Genomic DNA, 21,024 nt, shown 5'->3' with positions numbered 1-21,024 from the left:
GAAATAGACCAAACCGCCCACATATCTCTTCAGTTTGTCATCAATGTCAAATAGCGTAGAGACAAAACTCACAGGATGCGCCCTAAACTTATCGGCGCGCCCCGCCTGTAATACCTCAGATGTTCTTCTTTGCGTCTCGCTACCGGCCCGTTCGTTTCCGTCCGTACCGCCCGTCTGGCGCCCCGTCAGCGCCTCAGCGCCGCCGGTGAAGGGGGTTCTAGTGTTACTACGCAGAACCCGCAAGCGGTTTTTTCAGGTTTTCATACTTTTTCTCAAAAAATCTGTTTTCCCATTTAAAAACAGCCACTTAATTCGTCACATTTTTTGGCGTGAAATGCTTTTCGTGTCTGCGGCCCGATAGAATCTCCGGGACCCGACGACTCGAAACCACCACATATTGGGTTACCCACAGGCTTATCCCCAAGAGTCCGGCAAATCAGGTCGAGTCACCCGGGTGAATCGGCGCCGATTCACCTCGAATCCGCGACTCGCCCTCCCCTGCCCTGCGGAATCAGAACCGGGGCGCGATATGAATCGGCGCCCCGGCTCAGATGTTCAGAGGATTTCGCCCGGCACAGGCGGTACACAAACCGTACACCCCCTGTCGGACATCCGTCATACCTATCAGGCGAAGTCGAACCAGCCGCCGCGCAGGTCGGATAGGGTCAGCCCTTCGATAAGCAGCGTGTTCTGTCCGTCATCACCCATGTCATAGAGAACGCCATCGGCGGTGTCTGTGCTGTGGTTGCTGAACGCGTTGAAGGACCCGGCCTCGCCGCCCCCGGCCTTGAAGAAGATACTGTCGCCATTCTTGCCGCCGCCGGAAAAGTCTGTGATGCGGTCCGAGCCAAATCCCTTGCCAAAGATAAAGACGTCGCCCCCCTTGCCGCCGGTCAGAACGTCATCGCCCTTGCCCCCGTCCAGCTTGTCCTTGCCACTGCCGCCGTTCAGCGTATCGCGCCCGCCGCCGCCCTTGAGCGTATCCGCGCCCTTGTCGCCGCGGATATCATCATGGCCACCACCTGCGAGGATCTTGTCCTTACCGCCGCCGCCGCTGATCTCGTCATCGCCGCCCCGGCCCTTGATCACGTCGGACCCGCCCTTGCCGACGATCACGTCATCCTTGCCCGTGCCCACCAGCTTGTCGGCCTTGCCGGTACCGGTGATGGTCTTGGACCCGCCGGTCGACCCGCCGCCACTTGCGGCCTCAAGCCCGTTCTTGGTGACATTGAACAGCGTGCCGACCAGCGAGCTGCCGTTTTCAGTGTCATCCGAATAAGCAAGAAGGATCTGGCCACTGTCGGTCAGCACCGCATCCATCAGCGTCTGCTCTCCGTCAAGGGAGTCATGCACGACGACGTTGCCGCCCACCGCCTTGAAGTCGGAGTCATAGACCTGCGCCATGACGTTATTGCCGGTTCCATAGCGCGGATCTTCGGTGTCCCAGAGATATTCATTCGCATCCGTCCAGAACACGACAACGCCACCATCGGGCAGCGCCACCATCGACGGCTGGATGTCGTAATAGAAGTAGTTCATTTCAGACACGGTGATCTCACCGGTGATCTTGACGTCGCGATTGGGGAACTCGGGATTGGGCTGCAGGATATGCAGCACGATCGGCTCTGACGAACCTTCTTCCTGAATGCCCGCCATGGCGTAATAGTTGTTGGCCAGCGGAATGACCTCGCGCGCATCCTTACCCGACAGACCGGGCGATTGCGTCGCGCGCTGATAGCCGTCGATATACGTATAGCCATCCACGTTATAGGCATGGGGGTCGGTGCCAACGAAACGGATCTGCCCATCGGTCAGCCGCATCAGCACGTTCGCGTCGTCCCGGAATGCCGTCACCGCGTCCAGCGTTACCGGTTCGTTCAGCGCCTTGCCGTTCGCGTCGAACGCCTGCTGCTCCCAGCGGCCGTAGAGAACACTGGTGTCCTTTTCCATGAATATGGTGAAGCCACCGTGATCTTCGGCGATGATATGAGTCTCGTCATCATATTCGGTGTCTTCTTCGCCAAGCGTGATCTCACCGGTGCGGGCCTTGCCATTCTCTTCAAAGATACGAAAGCGCGCGTTTTCCTCACCATCGAAATCCCATGTCACGGCGAAACCGCCGTCCTTGAGCACCGCAACCTGGTGGTCAAGCGAGGTCTCGCCCGTGGTCTTCTGGATCGAGAAGGCTTTGCCCATCGGCTTACCATTCGCGTCAAGGATCTGCCCGGCCAGATGCGTGCCCCCGTCGCTCGAGGAGAAGTCGCCCTGATCATAGGCGCCGCCGGGCATTATATATGTCTGGAGAAGAGTGCCGTTGGAAAGCGGGGTCAGACGGTATTCGTCGAAACTGAAGGAAGGTGTATCCAAAGTGAATACGGCTGTCTTGATCGTATCGAACATATGCTACTCTTTCGAAATTCGAGATCTTTGAAATATCGGCCGAAAAACAGGCCGGGAATGAAGCGATCAGCCATCGAAATTCTTCACAAGTCAATAAACACTTGTCAGCTATACGCACTTTGCAGCTTGCGGGTGCCATTGGCGAAACACCGTCAACTTATTGGTTAACGCTCTGCCGCCCCCAGTTAATCCGGCAGCGCCGCCTGCCCCTTTGGCGTCAGCTGGTAAATCCCCGTCGAGACCCTTTCGAACCAGCCGTAATGGTCATCGCGCATGATCGTTGTCGCCCGCGTCACACCGGTGGCACGTGCTACGACCGCGCCCTTGCACGGCCCCGCATCGGCCAGATGCTTGGCGCAGCGCATCGCATCCTGACGATAGGCAGTGACTAGCGTCACCCGGTTCGACCCGCCGATATTGGGATCACCGACGCGGCGGGAAAACTCACGCAGCAGTCTGTCACGCCGGGCCTTGATCTTGCGTGGCGCAAAAGGTGCGGGATCGCATTGAACCTCGACATGCCCATCCTTGGTCCGGACCGTGATCAGGCCAAGCCCTAGTCGACGACAAAGGCCCAGATGTCGGGCGAGCGTCTTGCGCCCCTTGATGGTTGGCACAGCGAGGTAGACCCAGTCGCTAATCGACTGCCGCACAATCCCCTGCTGCACTAGCGACAGGGAGAAGGCCGTTTTCATCTCGACAATAACCGGATCGGGATCGTCGGCGCGCAAGCCCACCACATCGGCACCGGCCACCTCGGATTTGACCGAATAGCCCTGAGCCTCAAGGTGGCGCTTGATCGGCGCGTATAGAGCGGTTTCCTGCAACGAAGCCTGCTTTTTCCGTTTTCAGCCCTTTTAGCCCAGAACCACCCGGACGCCAATTGCATCAAAAGCAACCGCCTCCCCCCTGAAACCGTGAGGCCCGCAAAGGAAACCAAGATTTCTAAACAGTTTGTACGCTTTGAGCTTGCGATCTCTGGCGAGTGCTGCAAAATTAACTGACAGAAATATTCAGGTATGCGAGTTTTCGAATGTCATTCCGGCCCAGCATAAAGTCCGTGCTGTCCAATATCCGCCCGATCGCGCCGCTGATCTACGCAGCCACGCAAGGACTGGTGGCCGATCTCTGGACGGTAGAGGCCCACGCGGGCGCGCGCGGTCAGCATATCGCCCGGGACCCGCGTTTCGTGATCGTGCTGGGCAGTGAACCGTCGCCCCTGTCGCTTCACGACACGCCGGGCGAAGAGGCGCAAACGGTGCGCGCCGTCTATATACCCGGCTCGGTCCCGATAACGTCGCAGATCGCGGGGCCAACCAAGTTCGAACATCTCGATCTGCATTTCAATGCGCGTTATCTCGCCTCGTGCCTGACTGAGATGGGCGAGCCGTCGCACCTGCTGGATCAGCCGGTCTATCTCCCCGAGGACAGCGGCGTTCTCGCCATCGCCGAAACACTTGCTGAAGATATCCGCCGGGGCACCGCCGGAACCGTCCTTCTGGACTGTCTCGCGCTAGGCATCGTTGCCAAGATGCTCGCCTCCCGAACCATCGCCCAGAGCGATGAACCGCTGCGCGGCGGGCTGACACAGGATCAGCTGACACAGGTCGACCGGTTGATGCGCACCGAGATGCACCGCCGTCTGCCGGTTTCCGAAATGGCAGAGCGGGCGGGACTGTCGGAAAGCTGGTTTGCCCATGCCTACCGCAAAACGCGCGGAGAAACCCCGCACCGCGCCCTTCAGGCGATCCGTGTCGACACCGCGCAGCGGCTGCTGGAAGAAAACCGCTATTCCATCGCCGATGTGGCCGTGATGGTTGGCTTTGCCGATCAGGCACATCTGACCCGCGCTTTCCGCACTGTCACCGGTGAAACCCCCGGACAATGGCGCAGAAAATCGATCTCGGAAACGGATCGCACAATATCCGACAGTTTTAGTCAAGACAGCGTCGGGTGAGTCCCCTAGGAAGCGCCAAATCCCCGCCCAAGCCCTGCTTCCGGCGGCAATACCCCTTACGCCAAGGGCACCGATTACATAAAGACACGCCTGACGCGGGCCGCGCTGCTGGCAGGTACCACCCTGCTTGCCGGTGGCTTTGCGCTGCAAGCCCTGCGGGACGACGTTACCGAAGTCGATCCGATCATCTTCGACCTCGGAGGCGCTGGACCGGTCGACGGCTGGCTGAACCCGACCACTCTGTCGGGCATGAAGACCGCCACCACCATCACCGAAGTGCCCCAGTCGGTCAGCGTCATTCCCCGCGAAACTTTTGAACAGAAATAGCCCAGCAAGGTCGACGAGGCGCTGCGCAGTATCACAGGGGTGCAAATCCAGCTCTACGGCCATGACAGCGACACTAGCTGGTTCTACATCTGCGGCTTCAATGCCTCCGACACCGGCGCCTTTTTGGACAGGCTGTCGCTCTTCTCTTACGGCTTCGGCTCTTTCTATATCGATCCCTTCCTGTTGGAACGCACCAAAGTACTGAAAGGCCCCTCCTCGATGCTTTATGGCGCAATTGAGTCCCGGCGGCCTCGTCAACTATGTCTCGAAACTCCCCAAAGGCACCGTTGGCACAAGGCTCAGCTTTGGCGCCGACCGCGAGGGCCGCACCTGGACCAGCGGAGAGCAGTCCGGCGTGATCGGTAATGACCTGTCCCATCGTTACGGACTCAAAGTCACCCGGCAGGATGGGCATGGCATGTTCGAGGACGGGTTCGAAGGCATCGCCTATGGCGCTGCGACCAAGGTCTTCGCCGATGGCGGCCTGCTGACTCTGCACCTCTCCTACACATATATGAACGAAGACCATGTCGGCGGTCAGTTCCTGCCCTATTTATGCACCCAACAGGCGGCGCAGTTCGGGTTCTTCGACGGTTACTATTACGGCGGCAACCCGGATGCGGATGACTACGAACGAGAACAGCTGATCGCCACCGGCATCTACCGCCGCGACATCGGTGCTTGGGAGATGATCGATACTTTCCGCATCGGACAAGCGAACTTGAAAGAGCCCTACGTCTACCCCAATGGGTTCACGACCGGTCAGATCCCTACCGCAGGCTCGCAAGTCAACCGCTTTGTCTTAGCCCATGACAGCGAGGCGACCATCATCCAGAACGACCCGCGCTTGACCCGACGCTTCGCGACCGGCGCGGCCTCCACGCCCGCCGATACCGGCTCGATGAAAAGCAATCCGTTGCCCTCGGCACCCCGCTCGATCCGGTGAACTCCGATTACAGCACTCCCCAGCCCACTGTCGGCGCGCCCTATATCGACGGTGTCCGCGTGCAGGAACTGATCGGCATCTACGCGCAGGACCAGATCCGTTTCGGCGATGGATGGATCGCGACCCTGAAAGGACGCTATGACAAGGTCTCGTCATCCTTCGACAACCGTATCGGCGCCAATCTCGACCGCGAGGACGATGCCTTCTCCTGGCGTCTCGTCCTGATGCGTCAGATCGGCGATTTCGCTCCCTACGTGACCGCCGGGACCTATTTCGACCCGAAGGCGCTCGATGCCTCGACCCTCACCTCGCAAGCGGAGGCCGGCCAGCAGATCGAGATGGGCCTGAAATGGCAGCCCAACGACGCAACGCTGATCGACTTCTCGGCCTTCGACATCCGGCGTCAGGACGTGGCCCAGTCCTTCGTCAACGGCGGCACCTCCGACAGCCGCACCCTCGGCGAGGTCCGCTCGCGCGGCTTCGAACTCGAAGCAGACATGCGCCTGACCACCAGCTTCGCCCGGCGCGCCGCCTTCACCGATCTCGACGTGGAAATCACCGAATTCGCCTCGGATCCCGGCTTTGTCGGCAAGACCCCGCAATCGGTGGTCGAACGCTTCGCCTGCTGGAACTCACCTATATACTGATCGCCATACCGGAGTTGAAGCTGCGTTTAGGCGCTCGCTATCAGGGCCATAGCTGGGACGACAACGCCAATACCCTGCCGGTGCAAAGCACCTGGCTGGTGGATGCGGGCGCAGCTGGGATTCGCCCCGAACCGGAGGGCGAACCTCAACGTCACCAACCTGACGGACAAAGCCTATACGGCAAGCTGCCAGACCTCATTCGGCACCTCCGCCTGCTGGCGGGGCGAAGGCCGGATAATCACCCTCAACCTGAGCACATCCTTCTAGCAAATTCACAAAACCCCAAAGCAAAAGGCGCGCCCCCCAAACGCGCCTTTTTTGATGCCAGTCAGGCCTCCAGGCAAACAAGGCCCAATTGCCGCCGCTGCCCCCTGAACATCCTCGGCACCGCGATCCGGGACGCGCGGAAATCAAAGCTCCCTCTGCTTCTTTGGGTTATAAAAAATCCCCGCCGGAGGCGGCGCAGGTCCCCTGCGCCTCACTGCCCGTCCACCTGCCACAAGTCCGGACGTCGGGCATGCCACGTCCGGAACTCAGGCCGCGTTCAAACGCGCGTACCGCCCGCCAAGGCTGACAAGCTCCTCGTGATCGCCCATCTCGACGATCCGGCCCTCGTCCATCACCACGATCCGGTCCGCATCGCGGACGGTGCCAAGCCGGTGGGCAATGACAAGGGTCGTGCGGCCTTGCGAAAGGTCGTGCAACGCCCGCTGCACCTGCCGTTCGGTCTCCGTATCCAGCGCCGAGGTCGCCTCGTCGAGGATCAGGACCGGCGGGTTGCGCAGGAAGATCCGGGCGATGGCCACCCGTTGCTTCTGCCCGCCGGAAAGCGTCACGCCGCGTTCGCCGACGACGGTATCCAGCCCGAGCGGCAGCGCTTCTATCATGTCGCTCAGCCGCGCCTGTTCCGCCGCCAGCAGGATCTCTTCCTCGCTCGCGTCCAGCCGCCCGTAAGCGATATTTTCCCGCAGGGTCCCGCCGAACAGGAACACATCCTGGCTGACGATGCCGATCTGGCGACGCAACGACTGCAGGGTCAGGTCCTTCACGTCGATCCCGTCGATGGTGATCCGGCCAGCGTCCGGCTCATAGAACCGCGGCACCAGCGCCAAAAGCGAGGTCTTGCCCGCTCCCGACGGTCCGACGAAGGCCACCGTCTGCCCGGCCCCGACCTCAAGGGAAATGTCGCGCAGGATCGCGCGGTTCTCGGCATAGCCAAAGGTCACGCCTTCGAAACGCACTTCACCGCGCAGCGCCGGCGCGGGGCGCGCCTCGGGGCGGTCGATCACGTCAGGCTCGATCTCGAGCAGTTCAAGGTAACGACGGAAACCGGCGATGCCACGGGGGTACAGTTCGATAACCGCCGCGATCTTTTCCAGCGGTCGGAAAAACAGGCCGATCAGCAGCAGGAAGGCCACGTATCCGCCTGTGGTGAGCGATCCGTTCAGCACAAAGACCGCCCCGACCACCATGACCACCACCTGCACAAAGCGCATGCCCATGTAGTTCAGCGTCGAAGAGGCCGCCATGACCCTGTAGGCTGACAGCTTGGTATCGCGATACCGGGCGTTGTCCTTTGAAAACAGGCGTTTTTCATGGTCTTCATTGGCAAAGGCCTGCACCACGCGGATACCGCCCACATTTTCTTCAAGACGGACGTTGAAATCGGCCACCCGGGCGTAGATCTCGCGCCATGTCTTGGTCATGCGCCCGCCGAATACCATCACGATGGCCATGCAGGCGGGCACAATCGTCGCGGTGATCAGCGCCAGTTTCACATCGATGGCCAGCATCATCACAAAGGCGCCGACAAAGGTCATCACCGCCACGAAAAGGTCCTCGGGCCCGTGATGCGCCACCTCGCCGATCTCTTCCAGATCGCGCGTCACCCGCGCGACAAGTTTGCCGGTGCGCACCTTGTCGAAATAGGAGAATGACAGCCGTTGCAGCTGGTCAAAGGCTTTCCGGCGCATCTCGGTTTCGATGTTGATGCCAAGCTTGTGCCCCCAATAGATCACGATCGCCATCAGGCCGGAGTTGATCGCGTAGATCGCGATCAGACCGACAGCGGCAAGGATGGTGAGCAGCACATCACCCTGCGGTAGCAGCACGTCGATGAAGAGCTTGATCGCCAGCGGAAAGCCGAGCTCAAGCAGGCCCGACAATACGGCACTGCCGAAATCGAGCCAGAAAAGCGCTTTCCACGGGCGGTAATATTCGGCGAATTCACGTATCATTTCGAGGTCAGCGGTTAGCATGGGACCGGAACATTCGCCAGCGCGCAAATGCCCCCTCGGGGCGGGGTGACGGCACAATCGCGAGAGGCCGACAGCCGCCGCGCATCCCTGCTTAAAGATGCGGCGCAAGGGCGCAAAACGGCGGGCACCACCTGTACACCCTCTGTACACCCCCTGTGCATCGGAAGGGTGCCTTTTGGCCGGTTCTGAGCCTTATTCGCGGCTCAGGGGCGGGCGGCGAGTGCCAGACCGTCGACCACGGCGGTGAAGGCCTCAGACCGCAGGACCTGCGCGTTCGGACAGAGCGCGCTCGCCTCTTCCGAGACAAAGCGCATAAGGCTCGAGCCGCCGACCAGTACGATGCGGCCGATCTTATCCGGGCCGACACCGGCCATGCGCAGGGTCTCGGCGGCGGCGTCGCGCAGCAGCGCACGGTTGTCACTCAGCGCGGAATCGAGGCTTTGCGGCGTGATCTCCTGCGACAGATATGGCGTGATGAACCCCATGCCGATCTGCGCCGCGTCGGTACCGCCATTGGCGGCGATCTTGCCGCGTTCGACCGCAAAGGCCAGTTCGTGACCCAGTTCTTCCTCCAGCACCGTCAGCAACCGCGCCATGCGCTCGGGATCGACCGCCAGCCGGACCATGTCGGCGACCATGCGCCGGGTCTCGGGCGTGTAGAGGAAGGGGATCTTGGCCCATGTCGCAAGATCCACGTAAGGCGCGCGCGGCACCGGCAAGAGCCCCTGCCCCATCTCGCGGCGCAGCTCGCCGCCCAGGCCCAGCGCAGGCATAGCGTGCAGCAGGGAAACCGCGTGGTCGAAATCCGTCCCGCCCAGCCGGATGCCGTGGTTGGCGAGGACTTCGGGTCCGTCCTCTCGGCTGCGGAACACCGAGAAATCCGAGGTACCGCCGCCGATATCGACGATCAGGCCGGTCTGTTCCGCCTCGCCCAGCCCGTAGCTGGCTATTGCCGCCGCCTCGGGTTCAGCCAGAAAGCGGACCTCGCTGAACCCGGCGGCAAGGTAGCATGCGCGCAGATCGGCCTCGGCCTGAGCGTCCTTGGCGGGATCGTTGCTGTGGAAATGCACCGGTCTGCCCGAGAGCGCCTTGGTAAAGGTCAGCCCCGTCGCGGTCTCAGAGCGCTGGCGCAGCTCGGTCAGGAACTCGGTGATGATGCCCGACAGCGTGCGCCGTTTGCCGCCGATCAGCCGCTTTTCATGCAAGAGCGGTAGGCCAAGCACCGATTTCAGCGCCCGCATATAGCGCCCGTCCTCACCCGCGATCAGCGCATCCGCCGCCGAGGCACCGATGCGCATCCGGCCCGTGTCGGTCGGGAAAAAGACGGCGGTGGGCAGGGTTTCGGCGCCACGCTCGATCGGAATGCGAAAGATCCCGCCTTCATAGGCCACGGCTGCTGCGGAATTCGAGGTTCCGAAATCGATGGCAAGGGTATCTGTCTGCATGGCGTCACCTCTGGAAGGCCGCGATCGCTAATGGATGTCGCCTGCGGGGGCAAGGTGGTTTTTCAGGTCATGCGAGGGTTTCGTTCATCCGCAGGGAATGGCGGCCACGCAGGACGAAGCAATGCTTTGGCTATACGGCCGCGCGGCCCCGCGTTCTTACGCGAAGCGATGCGGGTCGTAGGGCTTTACATCCAGATCGCTGGGCTGGCCTGTCACCATATCCGCGATGATTTCGCCGGTGGCGGGGGCCATCATCAACCCGTAGTGCGAATGGCCGAAGGCTGCGATCAGGCCGGGCGGCACGCCTTGCAACGGGCCCAGCGCCGGAAGGCTGTCGGGCAGCGAGGGGCGGCGACCTATCCAGAGTTCACCCTTGCCGTCATCGAGCGAGGGGCAGATGCGGCGGGCCTGTCCGCGCAGCAGGGCCTCGCGCTTTGGATCGGGGGGCGCGTCGAGGCTGCCGAATTCGGCCCCGCCCGCGACCCGCATCCCGTCTGTCATGGAGCTTGCGACGATCTTGGCGTCGACATCCATGATCGAATTGTTGAGCCTTATACCGGGGTCGCGGAACTGCATGTGATAGCCGCGCTCGGCCATCAAAGGGATGTCGATGCCCAGCGGGCGCAAAAGCCCCGCCGACCATGCGCCTGCCGAAAGGATGACCTTTTTGGCGGTAAAGCTTTGTCCTTTGGTCTGCACGGTCCAGCCGTTATCGCCGGCGGTCAACGCCGTGACGGCGGCGGTTTCAATGGTAACGCCGCGCTGGCGCAGGTTTTCGGCCAGCGCCGCGCCAAGCCGTCCGGGTGACAGGGCGCGGGCCTGATCGTGGATCATGATAGCCGATCGGAATGCGGGGCCGAGATCGGGCTCAAGCTCGTGCAGCTCCTCCGCGTTCAACCGTTCAAGACGCGCGCCTGCCTCGGCCCGGACTCGGTATTCGAGACCGTTCAGATCGGCGCCGTCATCGCGGCGGTAGGCGTGGATATAGCAGCTATCCTCGACCAACGCCTCGTTGATACCGGCCTCTTGCAGGTGACGGCGGTAGAGGGTGATCGACGGGCCGCAAAGCGGGATCATCGCGCGCGAGCCTGCGCGGAACTTGTCCTCTCCGCTGTAGGACAAAAGCCGCATCCCCCAGCGGATCATTTGCGGCCATGTCTCGGGGCGCACGCGAAGCGGGCGTTCGCGCGAGGTCAGCAATCCGGGGATGGATTTCCACAACCCAGGCGAGGCCTGTGGCGCGATGGACCAGGGCGAGATCACCCCGGCATTGCCATAAGACGTCGCCTGCCCCGGCGCGTCGCGGTCGATGAGCCGCACGGTTTTGCCGCGCCGGGCCAGCGATACGGCACAGCAGATGCCGACAAGGCCTGCGCCCACGATGATCACGTCGTCTGTCATGTATCAGGCTCCGGCCAGTTTTTCCTGTCGCGCCCCGGTAATCTGCAAGAGCAGGACCGGGGCACAGATCGCCAACGCCACCAGATCGGCCATCGGGGATGGCGCGATGAAAACGATCCCCGCGAGGGCCAGCAGCCACCGGCCCCATGCCGGCACGCGCACGATAAAGGTGCCGACCACGGCGGTCGACAGCGCGACAACCCCGGCGATGGCGGAACTGGCGGTGTAAAGAAATTCACCGAAGTTGAAGCCGCCCTCGGACACGAAAAGTAGGACCGGCGCATAGACGAAAGCCATCGGCGCGACGACCTTGCCGAGGCCGAGCGTGAAGGCCGAAATGCCGGTGCGGAACGGGTTGGAATTGGCAATCGCCGAGGCCGCATAGGCCGAAGTACAGACCGGGGGCGTGATCTCGGCCACGACACCGTAGTAGAGCACGAACATGTGGCTTGCGATGGGCGGGATGCCAAGCTGGGCCAGCGCGGGTTGGGCGACCGAGACCAGCATGATGTAGAGCGCTGTAGTCGGGATGCCCGCGCCCATCAGGATACAGGCAAGCGCAATCAGCACGAGCGAGAGGAAGAGCGTGAGATCAGCGGTGGAGAGCAGTTCGAGAGTGCCGAAGCTGAGGAGGTCATGCAGCCCCTGCGCCATGGTCGCCGCGCCCGAGGTGACCATGAACCCAAGCCGGAAACCGATGCCGGTGGTGTTGATGACCCCCACGACGATGCCGACCGCCGCCGAGGCCGCGCCCACGGCGAGCGCGTATTTCACCCCGGTTTCCAGCGTGCGCGACATCTCGGGCAGGCGAATGCGTTCCTGCGGGTTCAGGACAGAGAGCGCCGTCGAGACCAGCAGGATCGCGGTCACATCCGTGCCGAACCCGTCGCCCATGTATTTCCAGATGGTAAAGGCCGCGAAGGCGATCGGGTAGATCAACGTAAGGGGCGCGTGGAGGCGTGCCATGCCTGCGATCAACGCGAGGGATATGCCGCAAAAGGCCGCCATATAGGGCGTGTAGCCGGAGAAGAGCACGTAGAGCATGCCGATCAGCGGCAGGATATTGGCCCAGCCGTCCTTCCAGACCTCGACGAAGCGGGGCAGCGCGTCCTTGGCCATGCCTTCGAGACCCAGCTTGCGGGCCATCAGGTGCACAACGGTGAAGACGCCCACGTAATGCAGCAGCGCGGGGAAGATCGCGGCGATAACAATGGTGGTATAGGGAAGCTCGAGAAACTCGGCCATGATAAAGGCGGCGGCGCCCATGATCGGAGGGGTGATCTGGCCCCCGGCGCTGGCGGCGGCCTCGACCCCGCCCGCGAAATGGCCGGGATAGCCCAGACGTTTCATGTTGGGGATGGTAAGCGAGCCGGTGGAGACCGTGTTGGCCACCGAAGACCCCGAAATCGTGCCGAAAAACGCCGAGGAGACGACGGAAACCTTGGCTGGTCCGCCGCGATAGCGCCCGGCGAGGATGGTAGCGTTATCGATGAACAGCGCGCCAAGGCCGGTGCGTTGGGCGACGACTCCGAAGAGGACGAAGTGAAAGACGATGGTGGAGGTGACCCAGAGGGTGACGCCAAAGATGCCCTCTTGCGGGAAGTACATGGACGACACGAAAGTGCGGAATTTCACGCCCGGATGTTGCAGGATACCGGGGAAATAGGGACCGAAGAGCGCGTAGCTCATGAAGACGCAGATGATGAGAGGCAGCACCCAGCCCAGCGTGCGCCGCGCGATGTCGAGCACCAGCAGGATCAGGATGCAGCCAAAGACCATGTCATAGGTGTTGGGATTGCCCATGCGGAACATCTGTTCCTCGATCCCGAGCGCGGGCACGCCGCGCCATGCAAAACCGAGGTAGAGGGCGCTGGCGACACCGAGCACCATCAGCACCAGATCGAAGATCGGCACATTGCCGATGCGCCAGCGCGAGACCCGCATGTCATAGGCGCCCTTGCTGCCGCGCAGGGGGTAGAAGGCGTAGATCAGGATGAAAAGCCCGGCGAGGTGCCAGCCCATGTGCCAGTGATCGGCGGGCAAGCCGAAACCTGCGGTAATGAAGTGATAAACCGCGAAGGCAAGGGCGACGGCCCGCAGGAGCAGGGCCATGACTCCGCCGACGGGGCGGGTCGCGGCGCCTTCATCGTATTTGCGTTCGATCTCGGCCAGTTCTTCGGCGCTCAGCACGTCATTGTCGGAGCTGTCATGAGAGGTCTGGGTCATGGGATGCCTTTACTGCGCGCCGGGCCGCAGGGCCTGCGATCACCCGGGTAGAATTGTATCAGGCGGCGCGGGGCCGCCCGATACCTGTTTGAAGGGGTGCTTAGTCGAGCATACCGATTTCGCGATAGAACTTCTCGGCACCGGGGTGCAGCGGCACGTCGAGCGAGTCGATCCCGTCCAGCGCAGTTTCAACCGTCACCTGCTTGCCCTTGGCATGGCCGTTGTCGAGCAGCTTGCGGCTGTTTTCGTTCCACATCGCCTTGGTGATACCATAGACGAGTTCCTCGTCCAGATCGGCGGACATCACCAGCAGTGCGGACACGGCAGGTGTCTTGATTTCGGTGTCGATGCCTTCATAGACGCCGGCGGGGATGGTCGAGGGAATATAGGCCGGGACCAGATCGTTGATCTTTTTCAGATCCTCATCGGTAAAGGAATGCAGCGCCATGCCCTTGGTCGAGGCAAGCTGGACCATCGCGGCAACCGGCCAGCCCGCGGCGTAGAAATAGGCGTCAAGCTGACCATCGGCGAGCCGTTCGGCAGATTGCGAGTTGTTAAGCTCGGCCTCTTCGATGTTGTCGCGGGTGATGCCCCAGCCTTCCATCATCGTCAGCACGGCGACCTGCGTGCCCGAACCGGCCTGCGCGATGCCGACGCGCTTGCCTTCGAGATCGGCGAAGGAGTCGATCTTTGTGCCTGCGGGCATCACCAGATGCAGGTCCTCGGGGTAGAGGTTGGCCACGACGCGCAGTTTCTCATGCGCTTTGCCTTCGAATTTGCCGGTGCCGTGGTAGCTGTCATGCACGATGTCGGCGGCGGCAAGACCGGCTTCGAGTTCGCCGTTCTGGACGGCGGCCACGTTGAAGACCGAAGCGGTGGTGGATTGCGCGATGGCGATCAGGTTGGGCACGCCGCACTGGCCGCCTTCGTCGCACGGGCGCGAGCCGGGAGGGGCCGAGATGGCATTGGCGATGGTGCCGCCGATTGGGAAATAGGTGCCCCCTGCCCCGCCGGTGCCGATGCGGAAAAAGGTGGGCGTCTGCGCGGCGAGTGCGCCGCCCAGGACGGCAAGGGTCGCGGCCCCTGCAAGGGTTCTGAGAATCGTCATCGAAAGCTCCCTGAATTGGTTCTTGTTGTTTACGATGACGGGAAGCTTGCAAATCTCGAGATATAAAAACAAATTTGAAATTGTTTTAGTTCGATAAGTTCAGCAAATGTGAAGCCATGAATATTTCCCAGTTGATCGCCTTTCGCGAGGTGATGAAATCGGCCTCGCTCAGCCAGGCGGCGCGCAATCTGAACCGGACCCAGCCAGCGGTTTCGCTGGCGATCAAGGCGCTGGAGGAGAGCCTTGGGATTGAACTCTTCCGGCGCGAGGGGCGTCAGATGGTGCCGGTGCCGGAAGCACATTATCTCTTTGATGAGTCAGAAGAAATCATCAGCCGGTTGAACCGGCTCAACGGCACCATGAAGCGGCTTTCCAAGGCCGAGGTGGGGCAATTGACGCTGGCGACCATGCCGGGGCCCGCGACCTATCTGATGCCGAATTTCCTGAGCCGGGTGATCGCGCCGGATCACGATATCACCCTGTCGCTACTCACCCGGACCACGCCGCAGATTCGCCAGCTTGCCGGAAGCCAGTCGATCGATTTCGGGTTTGGCGATCATCTGCCCGGCGATGCGAATGCTCAAATTGTGCGCGAAGAGATCATCGAGACCCGCTGTCTTTGCGCGATTCCGACGCGGCACCGGCTGGCGGAACAGTCGGTCGTTTCGATTGCCGATCTGGATTCGGAGCCGATGGGCGGGCTGACCCGCGATCATCCCCATAACCATAGCGTGCAGGCCGCGTTCGGTCAGGCGGGCGCGCGGTTCCGGCTGGAGGTGCAGTGCCAGTTTTTTCTGCCGCTGATGCATTTCATCGCGGCGGGACGTTGCTGTGCGATTGTCGATCCGCTGTCTGCGGTGTCCGAGCAACTTGTGGGCATCGCGGGGGACGGGGTCACCTTTCGTCCGATGGCCGAGACGGTGCCCTATGCCTATACGCTTTACACGCCGGTGCACCGGCCGCTCTCGCGGCTTGCCGAGCGGGTAAAATCCGGCTGGCGCGAGGAGCTTGCGCGCCTGTTGGAGACGGTCGAGGGGCCTGCGGCGGTTTCAGGTGGTTGACGGGTTGAGCGGCGGCAGGGAGGTCCGCTTTTGCTGGTTCCTGCCCTTTCCGGCCTGCGTCACGGCCTTTTTGAGGGTGGACCAGTCGCTGTCGGGCACCGGTTGCGGATCGGTGCCGTAGAGCTTGCCAGCGATGGTAGTGAGCGCCGCGCGGATAGCGTGCATATCAGTCGCGGTTGTGCGCGGCGTGCGGTTTTGCCATTCGTCGAGGGCGCGGCGGGTGGCGGGATAATCCTGCCGGTCGATGGCTTGGATCAGCAGCTTTTCGGCGTGGGCCTTGCTGGCAAGACGCGCGGCGCGGTGGCTGGCGGCGCGGGCCGAGGCGCGGGGCCATGCCCAGCGCAGGATGAGGGTACAGACAAGGGCCACCGCCAAGCCCAACGCAGCCATGCGCCAGATCGGGCCGGTATCGCGCAACGGCTCGGCCACCGGCGCATCGACGGAGATATCCGCGCCGGGAAGGCTGGCCGTTTCGACAGCGCCGGTCGAGAGGTTGTACCAGCGCAGCGTGACCTCTGGCAGCGCGCCACTGCCGCCGGATTGCGCCATGTAGGTCACGCTTTCGATGCGGGTGCCGGACAGGTCGCCCCCGTCGGCAACCTCCGCCACCTGCGGCGCATCCGGGTAGGTGCGGATGCCGGGGATCTCGACCGGGGACAACATCGGCGGCAGGACGATGGGCGATGCGCCTTCGATGCTTGCGGTGACCACGCGTTTGACCGCCTCGCCCGGTTGCAGTTCGGTGGTCTTGTCGGGCAACTCCTGTGACAGCGTCAGGCCAGAGGCAGCGATGAACGGGTCAAGATCCTCGGCGCCCTTGGGCAGGATGCCGGTGAGCAGGAAGGCGGGCGTCGAGAGCGTGGCCTCGATGGGGTCGGTCTGGCCCGGCTGCGCGTAGCGGACCAGCAGGGTCTGGGCGGGAATTGCGAATTGTCCCGGCACCATCGGCGACAAGAGATAGCGCCGCGCCACGCCGGACCATGTTTCGCCGTTTACGCGGCGGCTGATCGGGCCGGTGGATTCCGGTGGCAGGCGCACCCGGAGGTTGGGCATCTCGAAGGACGGAAAGTCCACCGGGCCTGCCATCCATGTGGGTACGAGCACCTCTATGCGCAGGGTCGTGTACTGGCCGGGGATCACCTCGTTCGCCTCAAGTTCGGCACTGGCGGTGGGCTGTGACTCCTGAGCCGAGAGCGGCGCAGCCATCAAGAGAAACAGGACGGCGATGGCGGCTAGGCGTTTCATTGCGGCACCTCACCGGCCTGCTGCGCCGCCTCGATGGCGAAACGCTGGCGCAGGAAATCGCCCGTGTTGGTATCGACCGTGTTCATCCACTGATCCGTGGTGAGCAATTCGCCTCCCGAATCCTCATCCGCTTCGATCTCGGTATCCGCGCCGCGTTCGTCTTCGTTGTCAAAGACCACCTCATCCGCGCCGATGCCCCTGTCTTCGCCGGTGTCGGACTGTTCGCGCGCGGATTCCACGTAGTCGAGGATTTCGCGTGCAAGGGCGAGATTTTCGGCGGCACCGGGATAGTCCGGATCGCGTTCCAGTGTTGTTTCATAGGCTATGATGCCATCGCGATAGGCGCGGTTGCGGATATGGGCGAGGCCCTCGGCAAAGGAGGCATCGGGCGTTTCGACCCGGTGAAAGACGGTTGCGGCCTCATCGTACTGGCCATCGCGCATGAGCGCCCAGCCGCGCCACGTGGGGTCCTGAAAAAGCTCGGCGGCGCGGTCGTAATCCTTTCGGTCATAGGCAAGGCGGCCCTGCTGATCGGGGGTAAAGAACCAGTCGGTTATCCCGTCGGCGCGCGCCTGCGGGACCGGGACCAGAAGGAAAGCGGCGAACCAGAGATGCGCCCAGCGCATAGTCCAGCCGCGCCGGAACCAGAGCAATGCCAGCAGCATCGCGGGCCATGCCAGCATCCAGCCCCTGTCGTCCCACGGCTGATTGCCGCTTTCGGTGAGGGCGCGCTGGTAGGCGGCGTTGAGCTGCCGGTCGATTTGCCGGATGTCGCTATCATCGACGCTGACCTCGATCACCGGGATATCGACCGCGTCGAGCCCGGGATCGTTGGTGCCGGGGGGCAGCATGGAGAGCACTGCGAGGCTCGTCCCCTCGGGCCATGCCATCTGGCCCGCCTGCGCGCTTTCCAGCGCATCGGCGACAAGGAGAATACCGCCGGGGGTCGGTTCTTTTGCGAGGATCGTTTCGGCCAGCGCAATGGCGGCGAGCGCATCGGCCCCTTCGGACGGCATCACATCGGGGGCCAGCCCGTCGAGATAGGGGTGGATGACATTCGCGTCCTCGGTCATAGGCACGACCGCATGGGCCGAGCCCGCATAGGCGACAAGGGCGGTGCGGGCCCCGGCGCGCAGATCCAGCAGGTCGCGGATCTTTTGCTTGGCGCGTTCGAGGCGGGAGGGCACGAGATCGTCGGTCTCCATCGAGGGCGTGACCTTGAGCGCGATGACGATAGGCGCGGTCTGGGCGACGAAAGGGTCTGGCACGCGCGACCACGTCGGACCGGCAGCGCCAAGGCAGGCCAGTGCCAGCAGAAGCGCGACTCCGTCGATGGGTTCGATCCGGCGATGGCCACGGTCCCCCACGGTGAGCGCCTTGTGCAGATGCGGCGCGATCCGGTCGAGAAGCTGGGCGGGCTTGCGGTTCTGTCGCCGTGCCATCCACCACGAGATTGCGATCAGCGGCAGTAGCAAAAGCCAGAGCGGGCGCAAGAAATGAAACATCTCGATGGCGAGGGAGAGGTTCATGAATGCGCCCTCTGCCGTGTGGTCAGGACCAGATAGGCGGTCACGCCAAGGCCAAGGCCTGCAATCAGTGCAAGCGGTATCCATGCCAGCGACCGTCGTGGCCGGTAGGAGAGCGTTTCGGTTTCGCGCGGGGCCAGCGCGTCGATCCGGTCATAGACCTGTTGCAGCCCGTCCTGATCCTGCGCAAAGAAATATTGCCCGCGGGTGCGCGCGGCGATCTGTTTGAGGGTCTCGAGGTCGACCTTGTCCTCACCCGAGGCCTCGGGGTTGCCGACGCCGATCGTAAAGATCTCGATCCCCTTGTTGCGGGCGATTTCGGCGGCGTTCACCGGGCTCATCCGGCTGACCGTATCGGTGCCGTCCGAGAGCAGGATCAGCAGGCGCTGGTCGATGTCGCTGGTTTCAAAGGTGCGGATCGCCAGCCCGATGGAATCGCCCAGCGCGGTATGGGGACCGGCCATGGCGACGGTGGTCTGGTCGAGCAGATCGCCGATGGTTTGCAGATCCTGCGTAAGCGGCGATTGCACATAGGCCTTTGAGCCAAAGACGATCAGCGCCATGCGGTCGCCTTCGCGCCCTTCGATAAAGCTGCCGACCACGTTCTTGACCCCTTGCAGCCGCTGCAGGGTTTCGCCCGCCGGGGTCTGGAAATCGCGCGCGTCCATCGACCCGGAGATGTCGATGGCGAGCACCACGTCGCGGGCGGATTTGCTGAGCTCGATGGGCTGGCCGACTTTCTCGGGCCGGGCCAGCGCGAGGACCAGCAGGCCCCAGATCAGGATGCCGGTGGCGGTTTGCAGAAGGCTTCGGCCCAGTACCACCGATCCCGGTCCCGGTTCGCTGCCGACCGTTTCGACGACACGTCGAAAGAAGGGAATGCGCAGGGCGGGCACCCGTTCGCGATGGGCGGGGACCAGGTAATGCACCAGCAGTGGCAGCGGCAGAAGCAGCAGCGCCCAGGGAAAGCCGAGGGAGATCAAGAGACCTCTCCAGGCCATGCCATGTGGCGGCGCCTGCGCGTGCCGCGATGCGGCTGATGGGTGCGGACCCACTGGATGGCGATGGGCGCCAGATCGGGCACAGGTTCAGAGGGGCGATAGGGGGCACCGGCAACGCAGCGCCCGACGCCCTTGGAAAACAGGGTGGTTTCGGAGGTCGCATCGAGGAACGCCAGCCAGTCCTCGCCCGAGAGGGCCGCGACCTCGGTCCGGGGATAGGCGGCCAGCGCTGTCTGCCGCAGGATCAGCGCGATTTCTGCCGGGTCGCCTCCGGCGCGTTCGATGGCCTGTTCCGCTTCGCGGCGGTAGGCGTTGGCACGGTGACGGCGCCGCCAGACCCGGACGCCCCATCCAAGCAGCAGGAGAAGCAGAATGGCCAATGCGGCCCAGCCCCAGGTTTCGGGGCGCATGGAAACCGGCACCGGTTCTTCGGGACGGATTAACCGATCAAGGAGGTCAATAAGGTTCGCGGGGGTTGTTTCAGGTTCCATCAGCGCGCCTGCCCCGCCAGCCCCATGAGGCGGCGCATCTGCCGCAGGCTGTCCTCGGCCGAGCTGACCGGCAGGACGGGGATGCCGAAACGGCGCTGCCAGTCGAGCACCTGCGCAAGCCGCCCTTTGGCCATTTCATCGAGACGCCGGTGCGCGGCGCGGTCGCCGGTGTCGATTTCCGCCTGCAGCTCGCCATCGGAGACCACGACTTTCAGTCCCGACGGCATGTCATCGGCGAAAGGGTCCGAGACCAGCCCCAGCACCAGATCGTTCTTTCGCGCCAGCCCGGCGACGAGTTTCTCGGTGGTGGCGTCGACCTCGTCGAAATCGCTGAAGACGAGGATGAGGTGGTTGCGCGGGGCGATCCGAGCCACCGATTGCAGCACGCGGTTCATCGGCATAGGGGTCACCGGCGGGGTTTCCGCGTGCAAGAGCCCGTTGGCAGCGGCCAGCGAGGTCAGAAAGGCCATCAGCGAAGAACGGGACCGTGCAGGCCGGATTTCGGCAATATCCGCATCGCCAAAGACGATGCCGCCAACGCGGTCGCCCTGGTCGGCGATGCGAAAGGCGGCCAGCGCCGCGCATTCCGCCGCCGTCACCGATTTCATGTTGAGCACCGAGCCGAAGAACATCGACATGCGCTGATCCACGACGATCAGCGCAGGGCGGTCGCGTTCCTCGGTATAGACGCGCACATGGGGTTTGCCGGTGCGGGCGGTCACCTTCCAGTCGATGGTGCGCACGTCATCCGACGGCAGGTAGTCGCGCAGTTCCTCGAAATTCAGCCCGCGTCCACGCAGGCGTGAGGCATGGCGACCGTTCAGCACGCTGCGCGCGGGCTGGCGCGGCAGGAAGCTGATCCGCCTTGCCTGCGCCTCGAGCCGGCGCAGATGCGCGAGATCGACCGAAATGCGCGTATCCGTCCCGGGACGTGGCGCGGGCGGAGTGAGTCCGGTTCTTATGCGGGCGGCGCGATCCTGCATGG

16 protein-coding genes and 1 pseudogene are annotated in these 21,024 nt (G+C 63.0%); 5 read left to right on the top strand and 12 right to left on the bottom strand.

Annotated features, from left to right (window positions below):
* Positions 1-624 precede the first annotated feature (624 nt).
* Complete coding sequence (locus ACU0FH_RS08135) at positions 625-2,400, bottom strand: calcium-binding protein (protein WP_446194147.1); 1,776 nt, start codon at positions 2,398-2,400, stop codon at positions 625-627.
* A gap of 185 nt (positions 2,401-2,585) precedes the next feature.
* Positions 2,586-3,227 carry a DUF2161 domain-containing phosphodiesterase gene (locus ACU0FH_RS08130; protein WP_446194146.1) on the bottom strand — a complete coding sequence of 214 codons (642 nt, stop codon included), beginning with the start codon at positions 3,225-3,227 and terminating at the stop codon, positions 2,586-2,588.
* Positions 3,228-3,433: 206 nt separating this feature from the next.
* On the opposite strand from ACU0FH_RS08130, the gene ACU0FH_RS08125 reads away from it, so the two are divergent.
* The 4 genes and pseudogenes from ACU0FH_RS08125 to ACU0FH_RS08110 all read left to right on the top strand — a co-directional run bounded on the left by ACU0FH_RS08125 (position 3,434) and on the right by ACU0FH_RS08110 (position 6,277).
* Complete coding sequence (locus ACU0FH_RS08125; protein ID WP_446194145.1) at positions 3,434-4,357, top strand: helix-turn-helix domain-containing protein; 924 nt, start codon at positions 3,434-3,436, stop codon at positions 4,355-4,357.
* Between the two features lie 366 nt (positions 4,358-4,723).
* Positions 4,724-4,858, top strand: a pseudogene (locus ACU0FH_RS08120) (hypothetical protein); the annotation flags it as partial.
* 52 nt (positions 4,859-4,910) lie between these two features.
* Positions 4,911-5,630 carry a hypothetical protein gene (locus ACU0FH_RS08115; protein ID WP_446194168.1) on the top strand — a complete coding sequence of 240 codons (720 nt, stop codon included), beginning with the start codon at positions 4,911-4,913 and terminating at the stop codon, positions 5,628-5,630.
* The gene (locus tag ACU0FH_RS08110; RefSeq protein WP_446194144.1) at positions 5,627-6,277 is read left to right on the top strand and encodes a TonB-dependent receptor domain-containing protein; all 651 of its coding nucleotides are present in this window, start codon (positions 5,627-5,629) and stop codon (positions 6,275-6,277) included. The genes ACU0FH_RS08115 and ACU0FH_RS08110 overlap by 4 nt, the downstream gene beginning before the upstream one ends.
* Positions 6,278-6,810: 533 nt before the next feature.
* Here the strand turns inward: ACU0FH_RS08110 and ACU0FH_RS08105 are convergent.
* From ACU0FH_RS08105 to ACU0FH_RS08085, 5 genes are all read right to left on the bottom strand, one after another.
* Positions 6,811-8,514, bottom strand: coding sequence for an ABC transporter ATP-binding protein (locus ACU0FH_RS08105; protein ID WP_446194167.1), 1,704 nt, complete (start codon positions 8,512-8,514; stop codon positions 6,811-6,813).
* Positions 8,515-8,738: 224 nt separating this feature from the next.
* On the bottom strand, positions 8,739-9,980 hold the full coding sequence (locus ACU0FH_RS08100; protein ID WP_446194143.1) for an Hsp70 family protein: 1,242 nt from the start codon (positions 9,978-9,980) through the stop codon (positions 8,739-8,741).
* A gap of 156 nt (positions 9,981-10,136) precedes the next feature.
* Positions 10,137-11,381, bottom strand: coding sequence for an NAD(P)/FAD-dependent oxidoreductase (locus tag ACU0FH_RS08095; protein WP_446194142.1), 1,245 nt, complete (start codon positions 11,379-11,381; stop codon positions 10,137-10,139).
* Positions 11,382-11,384: 3 nt separating this feature from the next.
* Positions 11,385-13,607, bottom strand: a complete 2,223-nt coding sequence (locus ACU0FH_RS08090) for a TRAP transporter permease (RefSeq protein WP_446194141.1) — start codon at positions 13,605-13,607, stop codon at positions 11,385-11,387.
* Positions 13,608-13,707: 100 nt separating this feature from the next.
* Complete coding sequence (locus ACU0FH_RS08085) at positions 13,708-14,715, bottom strand: TAXI family TRAP transporter solute-binding subunit (protein ID WP_446194140.1); 1,008 nt, start codon at positions 14,713-14,715, stop codon at positions 13,708-13,710.
* 116 nt (positions 14,716-14,831) lie between these two features.
* Between ACU0FH_RS08085 and ACU0FH_RS08080 the strand changes: the two genes are divergently transcribed.
* A complete protein-coding gene (locus ACU0FH_RS08080) occupies positions 14,832-15,776 on the top strand; it encodes a LysR family transcriptional regulator (protein ID WP_446194139.1) in 945 nt (314 codons plus the stop codon).
* On the opposite strand, the gene ACU0FH_RS08075 is transcribed toward ACU0FH_RS08080, so the two are convergent.
* Genes ACU0FH_RS08075 through ACU0FH_RS08055 form a run of 5 tightly spaced genes read right to left on the bottom strand, consistent with a single transcriptional unit; the run spans position 15,765 to position 21,022 of the window.
* Positions 15,765-17,021 carry a hypothetical protein gene (locus ACU0FH_RS08075; RefSeq protein ID WP_446194138.1) on the bottom strand — a complete coding sequence of 419 codons (1,257 nt, stop codon included), beginning with the start codon at positions 17,019-17,021 and terminating at the stop codon, positions 15,765-15,767. The genes ACU0FH_RS08080 and ACU0FH_RS08075 overlap by 12 nt on opposite strands.
* The gene (locus ACU0FH_RS08070) at positions 17,018-18,550 is read right to left on the bottom strand and encodes a VWA domain-containing protein (RefSeq protein ID WP_446194137.1); all 1,533 of its coding nucleotides are present in this window, start codon (positions 18,548-18,550) and stop codon (positions 17,018-17,020) included. Before ACU0FH_RS08070 ends, ACU0FH_RS08075 begins: the two co-directional genes overlap by 4 nt.
* Entirely contained in the window at positions 18,547-19,548 is a 1,002-nt protein-coding gene (locus ACU0FH_RS08065) for a VWA domain-containing protein (protein ID WP_446194136.1), read from the bottom strand. Before ACU0FH_RS08065 ends, ACU0FH_RS08070 begins: the two co-directional genes overlap by 4 nt.
* Positions 19,527-20,039, bottom strand: a complete 513-nt coding sequence (locus ACU0FH_RS08060; protein WP_446194135.1) for a DUF4381 domain-containing protein — start codon at positions 20,037-20,039, stop codon at positions 19,527-19,529. The genes ACU0FH_RS08065 and ACU0FH_RS08060 overlap by 22 nt, the downstream gene beginning before the upstream one ends.
* Positions 20,039-21,022, bottom strand: coding sequence for a DUF58 domain-containing protein (locus ACU0FH_RS08055; protein WP_446194134.1), 984 nt, complete (start codon positions 21,020-21,022; stop codon positions 20,039-20,041). The genes ACU0FH_RS08060 and ACU0FH_RS08055 overlap by 1 nt, the downstream gene beginning before the upstream one ends.
* Positions 21,023-21,024: the final 2 nt, after the last annotated feature.

This window comes from Heliomarina sp., from assembly GCF_052826185.1.
This window is presented reverse-complemented; position numbering and strand designations above follow the sequence as displayed.

What these genes read in the sequence shown, in the direction of transcription:
- ACU0FH_RS08135 (WP_446194147.1), bottom strand. Translation starts at nt 2,400, where the DNA reads ATGTTCGATACGATCAAGACAGCCGTATTCACTTTGGATACACCTTCC.
- ACU0FH_RS08125 (WP_446194145.1), top strand. Translation starts at nt 3,434, where the DNA reads ATGTCATTCCGGCCCAGCATAAAGTCCGTGCTGTCCAATATCCGCCCG.
- ACU0FH_RS08115 (WP_446194168.1), top strand. Translation starts at nt 4,911, where the DNA reads ATGGCGCAATTGAGTCCCGGCGGCCTCGTCAACTATGTCTCGAAACTC.
- ACU0FH_RS08105 (WP_446194167.1), bottom strand. Translation starts at nt 8,514, where the DNA reads ATGATACGTGAATTCGCCGAATATTACCGCCCGTGGAAAGCGCTTTTC.
- ACU0FH_RS08100 (WP_446194143.1), bottom strand. Translation starts at nt 9,980, where the DNA reads ATGCAGACAGATACCCTTGCCATCGATTTCGGAACCTCGAATTCCGCA.
- ACU0FH_RS08095 (WP_446194142.1), bottom strand. Translation starts at nt 11,381, where the DNA reads ATGACAGACGACGTGATCATCGTGGGCGCAGGCCTTGTCGGCATCTGC.
- ACU0FH_RS08090 (WP_446194141.1), bottom strand. Translation starts at nt 13,607, where the DNA reads ATGACCCAGACCTCTCATGACAGCTCCGACAATGACGTGCTGAGCGCC.
- ACU0FH_RS08085 (WP_446194140.1), bottom strand. Translation starts at nt 14,715, where the DNA reads ATGACGATTCTCAGAACCCTTGCAGGGGCCGCGACCCTTGCCGTCCTG.
- ACU0FH_RS08080 (WP_446194139.1), top strand. Translation starts at nt 14,832, where the DNA reads ATGAATATTTCCCAGTTGATCGCCTTTCGCGAGGTGATGAAATCGGCC.
- ACU0FH_RS08075 (WP_446194138.1), bottom strand. Translation starts at nt 17,021, where the DNA reads ATGAAACGCCTAGCCGCCATCGCCGTCCTGTTTCTCTTGATGGCTGCG.
- ACU0FH_RS08070 (WP_446194137.1), bottom strand. Translation starts at nt 18,550, where the DNA reads ATGAACCTCTCCCTCGCCATCGAGATGTTTCATTTCTTGCGCCCGCTC.
- ACU0FH_RS08065 (WP_446194136.1), bottom strand. Translation starts at nt 19,548, where the DNA reads ATGGCCTGGAGAGGTCTCTTGATCTCCCTCGGCTTTCCCTGGGCGCTG.
- ACU0FH_RS08060 (WP_446194135.1), bottom strand. Translation starts at nt 20,039, where the DNA reads ATGGAACCTGAAACAACCCCCGCGAACCTTATTGACCTCCTTGATCGG.
- ACU0FH_RS08055 (WP_446194134.1), bottom strand. Translation starts at nt 21,022, where the DNA reads ATGCAGGATCGCGCCGCCCGCATAAGAACCGGACTCACTCCGCCCGCG.